The sequence below is a fragment of the Streptomyces laculatispora genome, assembly GCF_017353455.1.
GTDB lineage: Bacteria > Actinomycetota > Actinomycetes > Streptomycetales > Streptomycetaceae > Streptomyces > Streptomyces laculatispora.
Genome location: NZ_JAFMPZ010000181.1, coordinates 1 through 10,678, shown reverse-complemented (window position 1 = coordinate 10,678; position 10,678 = coordinate 1). Strand labels below are relative to the sequence as shown.

The window sequence follows — 10,678 nt, the reverse complement described above, 5'->3', positions numbered from 1 at the left end:
CCCCCGCACCTGTCCGCGATGCCCGCCGGCTGCGCCTTCCACCCCCGCTGCGCCAAGAAGGTCGAGGGCTGCGACACCCATGTCCCGGTGCTCGCCGCGCCGGACGGGGACAGCTCCCGCTCGGTGGCCTGCTGGCTCCACCGGGAGGCCCCGGCCGCCGCCCGCGCGTAGCGCACTTCGACCCGCACACCACAGGAGAACCATGAACCTCGTCACCCCCCAGGCCTACGCCCGCGAGATCACCGCCCAGGCCGTGACCGGTCTGCCCGCTGACTTCCGCTGGGGCGTCGCCACAGCCGCCTACCAGATCGAGGGAGCGGCGGCCGAGGACGGCAGAACGCCCTCGATCTGGGACACGTACTGCAGGGTGCCGGGCATGGTCGTGCGCGGCGAGAACGGCGACGTGGCCTGTGACCACTACCACCGGATGCCCGAGGATGTCTCGCTGATCGCCGACCTGGGCGTCGACACGTACCGCTTCTCGCTGGCCTGGCCGCGCATCCAGCCCGGCGGCCGGGGCCCCGCCAACGCGAAGGGCCTGGACTTCTACAAGCGTCTGGTCGACGAGCTGGAGGCCAAGGGCGTCACCCCGTGGATCACCCTCTACCACTGGGACCTGCCGCAGGAGCTGGAGGACGCGGGCGGCTGGCCGGCCCGTGACACCGCCTACCGGTTCGCCGAGTACGCGGCCCTCGCCTACGACGCCCTGGGCGACCGGGTGAAGCACTGGACCACGCTGAACGAGCCGTGGTGCTCGGCGATGCTCGGTTACGCCTACGGCAACCAGGCCCCCGGCCGGCAGAACTTCGGCGAGGCGATCCACGCCGTCCACCACCTGCTGCTGGGCCACGGCCTCGCCTCGCAGTACCTGCGCGAGCAGGCCGCCGCGCGGGGCAACGCACTCGAACTCGGCCTCACCCTCAATCTGGGCACCGCCACCCCCGAGACGGAGAGCCGCGAAGACGCCGAGGCCTGCCGCCGCGCCGACGGACTCGGCTGCCGCCTCTACCTCGACCCGGTCGTCAAGGGCGCCTACCCCCAGGACATCGTCACCGACCTCGCCGCGCAGGGCATCGAACTCCCCGTCCAGGACGGTGACCTGGCGGTCATCGCCACCCCGCTGGACGTCCTCGGCGTCAATTTCTACCGCGGCTCGCTCTTCTCCGGCGTCACCGAGGAAGGCGCGACGACGGACGCCGACGGCCTGCCCGTCACCCGGGTCGTCGAGCGCGATCTGCCCCGTACCGCCATGGACTGGGAGATCACCCCCACCGACCTCACCGACCTGCTCGTCCGCCTGGAGAAGGACTACGGTCTCCCGACGGTCATCACCGAGAACGGCGCCGCCTTCGACGACACCGTCTCCGCGGACGGTGCGATCCACGACGCCGACCGCACCACGTATCTCGCCGACCACATCGCCGCCGTCGCCGCCGCCCGCGCGCTGGGCGCCGACGTCCGGGGCTACTTCGCCTGGTCGCTGATGGACAACTTCGAGTGGTCCTACGGCTACGACAAGCGATTCGGCATCGTCCGCGTCGACTACGACACGCAGGTGCGGACGCTCAAGGACAGCGCCAAGTGGTACCGCGACACCATCCACCGCACCCGCAACGCGTAGCCGCGCGCGGCACGGCACCCGCACCCGATGTGCCGCGCCCGGCATCGCACGAAGGAGCCGCACCCATGCCACCACGCACCCGTCACCGGGCGAGACCCGCGACCGCCGCGCTGGCCGCCGCCACCGTCCTGGCCGGCCTGCTCGCCGGGGCCGTACCCAGCGCGGCGGCGCCCACCGCGGCTGACGACCCCGCGCCCGTCGCCATCGACCGGTTCGAGGGCGAGGTCCCGTTCGCGAACCAGCCCGCCGAGGGCATCTTCACCTGGGGCGGTGACGCCGACGACCCGCCGGCCCTGGCGCTGAAGGAGCGCGCGGACGCCCCCGAGGGTGCCAAGGTCCTCGAAGGCACCTACGACATCAGCGGCTACGGCGGACTCAGCCACGACTACGCCGCCGACCAGCCCGCCCACGACTGGTCCGCGCACAAGGGCATCCGCTTCTGGTGGTACGGGCAGAACACCGCTCCGCTGCCTCCCGGTTCGGGCAGGAAGATCAGTTTCGAGATCAAGGACGGCGGCGCCAACGGCGAGGCGTCCGAGCTGTGGACCACCTCCTTCACCGACGACTGGGAGGGCTGGCACCAGGTCGAGATCCCCTTCGCCGACTTCACCTACCGCGGCGACTACCAGCCCGTCGGCGGCATCGACCAGGTCCTCGGCCTCGACGAGATGTGGGGCTACGCCCTCACCCTGCCGACCGGCGCCCCCGGCTCGTTCGCCATGGACGGCGTGGAGCTGTACGGGAAGGCCGACGCGGCCCTGAAGGCGAGCGTCGTCACCGACGCGGCCGTGCACCCGGTCAAGCAGGGCGGCACCGCCGACATCGACCTCTCCGTCGCCACCACCGGCTCGGCACCGCTGGAGGAGCCCGTCACCGTCGGCTACGAGACCAGGGGCGGCACCGCCGGGCCCGGCACCGACTACATCCCGGTCAGCGGCACCTACACCTTCCCCGCCGGCACCGCGTCCGGCACCTCGCACCGGGTCTCCGTCGCGACGAGGAAGACGGCGGGGGCGGCCTCGGCCAGGACGATCCCGCTCGAACTCACCGTCACCGGCGCCAAGCCGCCGAAGGAGAACCCGCAGGTCGTCATCGACGCCCACGGGCTGCCCTACCAGGACCCCGGGCTGCCGGTGAAGAAGCGGGTCGCCGACCTGCTGTCCCGGATGTCGCCCGCCGAGAAGGCCGGCCAGATGACCCAGGCCGAGCGCAACGCGCTCACCTCGCAGGGCGACATCGCGGGCTACGACCTCGGCTCGCTGCTCTCCGGCGGCGGCTCGGTCCCCACCCCCAACACCCCTGCGGCGTGGGCGAAGATGGTGGACTCCTATCAGCTGCGCGCCCGGGCGACCCGCTTCCAGATCCCGCTGATCTACGGGGTGGACGCGGTGCACGGCCACAACAACGTCGTCGGCTCGACGATCATGCCGCACAACGTCGGCCTCGGTGCCACCCGTGACCCGAAGACCGTCGAGAAGACCGGCGCCGTCACCGCGAGCGAGGTGCGTGCCACCGGCATCCCGTGGGACTTCGCGCCCTGCCTCTGCGTCTCGCGCGACGAGCGCTGGGGCCGCTCCTACGAGTCGTACGGCGAGGACCCGGCTCTCGTCGAGTCCCTGGAGACGGTGATCCAGGGGATGCAGGGCGCCGCGTCCGGCAAGGACCTGGGCCGGAGCGACAAGGTGCTGGCCACCGCCAAGCACTTCGTCGGCGACGGCGGTACGGAGTACGGCTCCTCCACCACCGGCTCGTACCCCATCGACCAGGGCGTCACCAAGGTCACCCGGCAGGAGCTGGAAGCCGTCCACCTCGCCCCGTTCGGCGAGGCGGTCAAGCGGGGCATCGGCACCGTCATGCCGTCGTACTCCTCGCTCGACATCCTCGGGGACGACAAGGGCCCGGTGAAGATGCACGCCGACGCCGAGATGATCAACGGGGTGCTGAAGGACCGGATGGGCTTCGAGGGCTTCGTCATCAGCGACTGGCAGGCCATCGACCAGATCCCCGGCGACTACGCGAGCGACGTCCGTACGTCCGTCAACGCCGGACTCGACATGATCATGGTCCCGACGGCCTACAAGGAGTTCACGAAGACGCTCCGGGACGAGGTCACCGCGGGCCGCATCCCGCAGTCCAGGATCGATGACGCGGTCTCCCGCATCCTGACTCAGAAGTTCCGGCTGGGTCTGTTCGAGAAGCCGTACGCCGACACGGGCAACCTCGGCAAGGTCGGTTCGGCCGAGCACCGCGCCGTGGCGCGCGAGGCCGCCGCCAAGTCCCAGGTGCTGCTGAAGAACGACGGCGGCGTGCTGCCGCTGAAGTCCTCGCAGAAGGTGTACGTCGCCGGGTCCAACGCCGATGACATCGGCAACCAGGCCGGCGGCTGGACCGTCAGCTGGCAGGGCTCGTCCGGCGACATCACCCCGGGCACCACGATCCTGTCGGCCATGAAGAAGGACGCCGCCTCGGTCACGTACTCCAAGGACGCCTCGGCCGCCACGGACGGCTACGACGTCGGTGTCGTGGTCGTCGGCGAGACGCCGTACGCGGAGGGCGTCGGCGATGTCGGCAATGGCCACGACCTGGAGCTGTCCGCGGCCGACAAGGCAGCGGTCGACAAGGTCTGCGCCGCGATGAAGTGCGCCGTACTGATCGTGTCGGGCCGCCCGCAGCTCATCGGCGACCGGCTCGACGGCATCGACGCGCTGGTGGCCTCCTGGCTGCCGGGCACCGAGGGCGACGGCGTGGCCGACGTGCTGTACGGAAAGCGCGCCTTCACCGGCCAACTGCCGGTCAGCTGGCCGAAGTCGCAGTCGCAGCTGCCGATCAACGTCGGTGACACGGTGTACGACCCGCAGTTCCCGTACGGCTGGGGCCTGACCACGCTGAGCAAGCCCCCGGCGGGCGGCGAGCTGACGCTCACCGCGCTCGCCCTGGCCGCCCGGGTCGCCGAGCGGACCGGCCTCGGCCGGACGGACGTGGGCCGCGCCATCGTCGGCCAGGCCCGGCTGCTGGTCCAGCAGAAGGCCGGCGGCAAGCCCGGCGAAGCGGTGTCCAAGCCGTTCGCCGATGCCGACCATCTGCTGCTGACCGGTGATCTGACCGGCGCGGTGGCGAAGCTGAGGGCGGCGTACCGGGCCGCCTGAGGCCCGGGGGCGGGCGGCACGCGATGCCCGCCCGCCCCCGGACCTGCGCCCGCCGGCGATGACGGGTCAGCCCTCAGCTGCACGCCGCGATGGGCTTGAAGGACCGGGTCCCGTTCTCGCCCGGGGCTCCGAGGAACTCGGCCTTCTTGATCTTGCCGGTCTCCGTGTCGCTCTTCGCCGTGTACCCGAGCGAGACCCCGGCCTTCAGCTCGAAGCCGGACTCCTTGCTGTTGGCCTTCAGCTGGTGGGTCGTCCTGCTGCTGATGGCGTTGTCGTGGAGGAGGCGGGCGTAGGGGTTTTTGCTCTTCTCGGGCGGAGTCCCCGCCTCGTCGGGCGAGTTCTCGGGGATCGACTCGGTCATCATGTTCGTCAGGCTCCTGCCGTCCGTGTTCGGCTTGCCCTCGGACTTGCCGACGATGTCGTTGTTCCCGCGGCCGATGGCCTCTTCCGTCATCTCTCGGTTCTTGCGCTGCTCGTCGGTTATCTGCGACTCAGGGGGGAAGGCGAGGGTCGTGGTGGTGGTCTCCACGTCCTTGTAGGCGTCCTTGTTCCCGCCCTTGACGGTGCCCTTGGCACCCTTGCGGTGCTTGCCCTTGCCCGCGGCGCGCTTGCTCTTGCCCTTGCCCTGCTTGTCCGCCTCGGCGCTGGTGGCGTTGGAGCCTTCCTTGCTGACGGTCTTGACGACGTCGATCCGGGCGAGTTTCCCCTTGTCCGGGCCGTCGGCGTAGCGCGTGACGGTGATGGCGCCGTTGAACCCGATGCCGGCCTCACCCTTGCGCTTGGCGGGACCGTCGTTCTTGCCCCAGTTCTTCTTCCCCTTGGCGCTGACCTCGAAGTCGCGGGTGGTGGAGATGACCGGGGGATGCAGCCAGTTGTTCCTCGCCACGCGCTTCACGCCGCTCGCGTCGACGGCTCCGGAGATCCCGTAGACGTTGTTCCCCGATTCGCCTTCGAGCCCGAGCTCGGCGTTCCCCTTCACCTTCGTCTCGTCGGTGGTGATGTGGTTGTCCTTGTATTCCTTGCTGAAGTTCTTGCGCTCGTCCTCGTCGAGGTCGACACCGAAGACCCGGAGGAACCCCTTTCCGGCTTCCTTCGGGGGAGAGTCCTGAAGGTCCTTGACCTTCTTCTGGAACTCGGCGGCCTTCTCGGGGTCGGAGAAGACCCAGGAGTCCCCGTCCTTGACCTCGACCCCGGCGCCCAGATCGAGGACCTTCGCCTTCTTGCCCGCGATCTTCGCCTTGAGTCCGGTCTCGAGGCCGGCCTCACCGCCCTCCTGGACGGTGATCACGATCCGTTTCCCGGTGCCCTTGTCGCCGTTCGGGAGGGTCTCCGACTCGTCCGTGAACTCTTCCCGCTTCATGGTGAACTTGCTGCCGAGCTTGACGAAGGCGATCTTGGCCTCCTGCCCGGAGTCGGTCTGCTCGTTCTTCGTGTTGCACAGCACCGGCCGGTAGGCCTTGTCCTTGTCCTCGGACTTCGGGCCCTTGGCATCGGTGGTCGTGATGTCGCAGTTCGATCCGCCGGTCAGGCTGCATATCTGGGCGGTGATCCGCTGTGTCAGGTCGCCGCCGATACCCGTGGCGGCCATGCCTCCCACGACCGCGACGACCACGACGACGACGCCCGCGTAGTCAATTGCGCCCTGCCCGGCATCGGCTGACAGCCGACCGGATATCGACTTCGGCCATTCGAAGGGTTTCATGTCCCCCGCCCCCTCCCCGCGGGGTATCCGCGGGGTGATGAAATTTTTCAAGAGATGTGTGAATGCCTCGCGTGCACAGCGAGACGACAGCCCGTAACTCCTGCTTCACGAAAGGCGGTTACGGGCAACGAGAAGTTGCCGATCGCTACCGGACCGGCTCAAGGACCCTGCTGAACCACGGCCCGGAATCCCGGCCGCGGTGCCTGCCTCACTCGGTGTCGACGACCTTGACCGTCTCGACGACCTTCTCCAGCTCATCCGGGCTCAGGGCGGATTCGGCGGCGTTGATCCGGACCAGGAAGGTCTCGCCGCTCTTGTCCGTGCCCACCACGTCGACCCCGTTGACCGATTCGCCCTTGGGCGGTGCTCCGGCGGCCCCGGTTCCTTCAAAGGAATAGTTGATCCGCTGGCCGTCATCGGTGCCGCTGACGGAGTAGTCCTTGAACTTCTCGATCTTCGACTGGAGTTCGTGGTCGCCGAGGGCGGAGGCCGCGGCTCTCTCGGCGTCACGGGAGTCGTCGTACTTGAGCACGACCGAGATCTTCCCGAGCTGGCGTCCGTCCCGCTCCAGCACGGCCGCCGCGTCGGCCGCCTCGGGCCGCTCCGCCTCGGACTGGGCCTTCCACTCGGCGGGAAAGTCCACCGTGACGCCGGGCGACTTCAGCCGCTCGTAGCCCTGCGCGGGCGCCTCGCCCTCCGACTGGCCCCCGCAGCCGGCCAGCAGCAGCAGCGTGGCCGCCGCACCGCCCAGCACCGCGGCGCCCCGCCGGAGTCCGCGTTCTCTCGTCCGCACCGTTGCGCCTGTCGGTCCGCGGTGCTCCATGCCTGGGGTTCCCTCCGTGCGATGTGATCAGTGTGGGGAGTTGATCTCCAGGGAGAGTACAGATCAACACTCTGTTCACGCATGGGCCCACGGGCCCAAATCCCACGCCTGTTCGGTCACATGACACTCCGTCCGGCGGTGTGCCGCACGGGACGTCAGACCGTCACCGCACCGATCCCCGCGTCCGTGACCACGTACAGCCTGCCGTCGGCGACCAGCGGGACGTCGCCCGCACCCGGCTCGCCCGTCACGCGCCAGCGCGCCGTTCCGGTACCGGCGTCGTAGGCCCACACCTGCGAGGTGTGGGCCACCAGTACCGCGCTCCCCGCCGCGGCCGGCGCGGAGGTGCAGTCGTCGGACTCCGTACGCCACAGCCGCCTCCCGTCGGACGCGGCCCTCGCGGTGACGTACCCGCCGGGCTTCTTCCCTCCCCCGGAGAAGGGGTTCTGGAAGCCCGAGCCGACCGAGTGCGCGGCGCGGAAGCCGTCGCTCGACGCCAGAAAGAGCGCCGCCCCGCCCGACGCCGCCTCGGGCGTCACCGGCGAGTCGACCGTGATGCGCCAGCGCCTGTCGCCCGTCATGGCGTCATACGCGTACACGGCTCCGGTTCCGCCGTCGCAGGCGTGGACCGTGCGCCCGTCGGCGGAGACGGTGAGCCACGCACCGGGGGCGTTCGCGGACTCCTTCGGCGGCGCGGGGGACTTCCAGCGCCGCTCCCCGGTCGACAGGTCGTAAGCGGCCAGTTCGTCCGCCGTCCCGGTTCCGGTCGCGTACAGCAGCTTCGGCCCGAGCGCCACGCTGTCCTGCTTCGGCAGCGACCAGCGCCGCTCACCCGTGTCCGCGTCGAGCGCCGAGAGCCCGTCGCCGTCCCGGGCCTGAGCGATCAGCCGGCCGCGCGAGCGGTCCGCCAGCAGCAGCCGGCTGCCCCCGGCACGCCACTTCACGCGACCGCTGTCCGCGTCCAGTCCGCACAGCACGCCCTCGACCAGGGTGCGGGTGCCACCGGCCTCGTCCGCCGCCGTCTTTGTCTGCATCAGTACGCAGACCGTCGAGCCGATGACCACCGGGGCCGCCGGCGGGCCGCCGCCCAGCGGCTCGCTCACCCAGCGACGGCTGCCGTCCGCGTCCGCGAAGGCGTTGACGTGTCCGCCCTCGGCCACGGCGTAGACGGTATTGCCGGCCACCGTGACGGGCCCGAGCGTCGCATCCCCCTGCTTGCCGCCGGTCACCTCGGCCACCCACCGCTCGCGGCCGCTCCCGGTGCTCACCGCGTGCACGGAGAGCGGGCCGCGGGCCGTGACGTAGAGGGAGCCGCCCGAGACGGTCAGCCGGCTCACCCCGGCGGCGGCCCCGTCCATCGCGTACGTCCAGGCACGCTGCCGTTCGGGCGGGGTCGCAAAGGACTCCTCCGAGTCGCCGAAGACCTTCCACGCCACCACGGCTCCGACGCCCACGACCCCGGCCCCGAGCACGGTCCGGCGGCCGATGTGTCGTCCCTGGCTCCTGGACCGACCCCGTGCGTTCACTGCTTGACCCTTCGCGTCCGGCGGCTGAGATAGCGTGTGCGGCTCGCGACCCGTGACATGACAAGCCCGAGGAGTGAGAGGTACAGGATGTACGGCATGCGCAGCAACCAGGCCCCGGCGTCAGCACATCACATACAGACATGGGGGAGCCAGGCGCGCCCCAACTGGTTCTTCCCCCTGGTCCGTTCCTGGGCAGTCGGTCTCGTGGCGCTGACGCTGATGAGCGTTCTGGTGAACTACGCGGTGCAGGGCGTCTTCGACTCCCGCCTCTACTCCTTCGGCTGGCGGGTCGCCCTCATCTACGTCCCCAACGTGCTGACGATGATCGCCTGCGTCCTGGCCGCCGCCCGCGTCCACCGCGCCCCGCACCGCGACTCCCCGCCCCGCCATCTGACGGCGGCGTTGGCGGTCCCCGTCTTCACCCTGGCCGTCTCGCTGGTGCACGGCTGGGGCGGCCTCGACGCGGAGGCCGGCTCGATGATGTTCGCCGCCGTGCTGCTGGGGAGCACCGCGGCGCTCGCCCTGGACCGGGTGCTGGAGAGCCGGCGCTGAGGCGTCTGGTGCGTCCCGGCCCCGGGACGCACCGATCGGCCATGTGGGTTACGTTCGAGGTATGCGGAACAGACCGCTCCCGGCTCTGCTGGCGGGGCTGCTGCTGATCCTGTCGGCGGCGGCCCTGGTCCTGGCACCTGCCGCGCCCGCGGCGACGAGCGCCTCCACCGTCAATGACGTCGGGCAGGCGCTGCGCAAGAGTCCGGTGTACGTCGATCCGGCCGCGTCCGGACAGCTCTCGCGGAGTCAGGCCGACGCCCTGACGAAGAAGATCAAGGACGCCGACAAGCCGGTGTTCGTGGCGGTGCTGCCGCAGAACTCGGCCTTCCCCGCGCAGAGCGTGCTCAGAACGCTGCGCACCGAAACCGGGATCACCGGCGTCTACGCGATACGCCTCGGCGACGGCTTCAACGCGGGCGCCGACCCGCAGGTGATGTCCGAGCAGGCGGTGCGCAACCTCACCGCCGCCGTGAAGGCACCGGGCGCGGGCCCCGACGCCGCGACCCAGCTGAACTCCTTCGTCGACCGGGCCGTCGAGCAGACCCGGGGCCACGCCCCGGACTCCTGGGGCGGCTCCTCGTCCGGCCAGGGCTCGTCCACCGCCGCGCTGATCGCGATCGGTGCGGTGGTCGTCGTCGGCGGTGCGGGGGCCTACACGATCGTGCACCGCAACCGCAGGCGCGAGGAGGCCCAGGAGCAGGCCTCGCTCGACAAGCTCCGGGTCGTCGTGGACGAGGACATCACGGAGTACGGGGAGACGCTGGACCGGCTCGACTTCCATCCGGCGGAGGCGCGCGCCGACGACTCGATGCGCGCGGACTACGAACGCGCCCTCGACTCCTACGAGAGCGCGAAATCGCGTATGGAGCACGCCCGGCGCCCCTCCGACGTGCGCGGGGTGACCCAGGCACTGGAGGACGGGCGCTTCTCGCTCGCCGTCCTGGAGGCCCGGCGCACCGGCGGCGAACTGCCCGCCCGCCGCCCGCCCTGCTTCTTCGATCCGCGCCACGGCCCGTCGGTGGCCGACGTCCGCTGGTCCCCGTCGGGCGGTACGGCCCGCGACGTCCCGGTCTGCGGCGCCGACGAGATCCGGCTGCGCGACGGCGAGGACCCGATGAGCCGCACCGTCGACATGGGCGACGGCAGCCGCCGCCCCTACTGGGAGGCGGGCCCGGCCTACGGCCCCTGGGCGGGCGGCTACTTCGGGGGCGGCCTGCTCCCCGGCCTGCTGGTCGGCACCATGCTCGGCTCGATGCTCTCCACCCCGGCGTACGCGGCGGAGTACGGCGGGGTGGAGAGCATCGAGCC

The 10,678-nt window shown here is 70.9% G+C and carries 7 protein-coding genes and 1 pseudogene; 5 read left to right on the top strand and 3 right to left on the bottom strand.

Translation table 11 applies throughout. The features are described 5' to 3' along the window. The 3 genes and pseudogenes from J1C73_RS34720 to J1C73_RS10595 all read left to right on the top strand — a co-directional run. Positions 1-171: pseudogene (locus tag J1C73_RS34720) on the top strand (ABC transporter ATP-binding protein); the annotation flags it as partial. Positions 172-202: 31 nt separating this feature from the next. Beyond that, positions 203-1,621 (top strand): GH1 family beta-glucosidase, encoded by a 1,419-nt coding sequence (locus J1C73_RS10600; protein ID WP_207316122.1) that lies wholly within the window; start codon positions 203-205, stop codon positions 1,619-1,621. A gap of 65 nt (positions 1,622-1,686) precedes the next feature. Next, a complete protein-coding gene (locus J1C73_RS10595; RefSeq protein WP_207316121.1) occupies positions 1,687-4,767 on the top strand; it encodes a glycoside hydrolase family 3 protein in 3,081 nt (1,026 codons plus the stop codon). A 73-nt stretch (positions 4,768-4,840) separates the two neighbouring features. Here the strand turns inward: J1C73_RS10595 and J1C73_RS10590 are convergent, their stop codons facing one another. The 3 genes from J1C73_RS10590 to J1C73_RS10580 form a co-directional block, all read right to left on the bottom strand. Beyond that, complete coding sequence (locus J1C73_RS10590; protein WP_207316120.1) at positions 4,841-6,469, bottom strand: hypothetical protein; 1,629 nt, start codon at positions 6,467-6,469, stop codon at positions 4,841-4,843. Positions 6,470-6,677: 208 nt separating this feature from the next. Further along, the gene (locus J1C73_RS10585; protein WP_207316119.1) at positions 6,678-7,262 is read right to left on the bottom strand and encodes a hypothetical protein; all 585 of its coding nucleotides are present in this window, start codon (positions 7,260-7,262) and stop codon (positions 6,678-6,680) included. Positions 7,263-7,447: 185 nt separating this feature from the next. Continuing rightward, complete coding sequence (locus J1C73_RS10580; protein WP_207316118.1) at positions 7,448-8,818, bottom strand: outer membrane protein assembly factor BamB family protein; 1,371 nt, start codon at positions 8,816-8,818, stop codon at positions 7,448-7,450. A gap of 96 nt (positions 8,819-8,914) precedes the next feature. Here J1C73_RS10580 and J1C73_RS10575 point away from each other — a divergent pair, with 96 nt between their 5' ends. Both J1C73_RS10575 and J1C73_RS10570 read left to right on the top strand, forming a co-directional pair. Beyond that, on the top strand, positions 8,915-9,370 hold the full coding sequence (locus J1C73_RS10575; protein ID WP_124285107.1) for a hypothetical protein: 456 nt from the start codon (positions 8,915-8,917) through the stop codon (positions 9,368-9,370). Between the two features lie 61 nt (positions 9,371-9,431). Beyond that, a partial coding sequence (locus J1C73_RS10570) for a hypothetical protein (RefSeq protein ID WP_207316117.1) occupies positions 9,432-10,678 on the top strand: 1,247 nt, incomplete at its 3' end.

Coding starts and splice junctions, on each gene's coding strand:
- J1C73_RS10600 (WP_207316122.1), top strand. CDS start 203: ATGAACCTCGTCACCCCCCAGGCCTACGCCCGCGAGATCACCGCCCAG.
- J1C73_RS10595 (WP_207316121.1), top strand. CDS start 1,687: ATGCCACCACGCACCCGTCACCGGGCGAGACCCGCGACCGCCGCGCTG.
- J1C73_RS10590 (WP_207316120.1), bottom strand. CDS start 6,469: ATGAAACCCTTCGAATGGCCGAAGTCGATATCCGGTCGGCTGTCAGCC.
- J1C73_RS10575 (WP_124285107.1), top strand. CDS start 8,915: ATGCGCAGCAACCAGGCCCCGGCGTCAGCACATCACATACAGACATGG.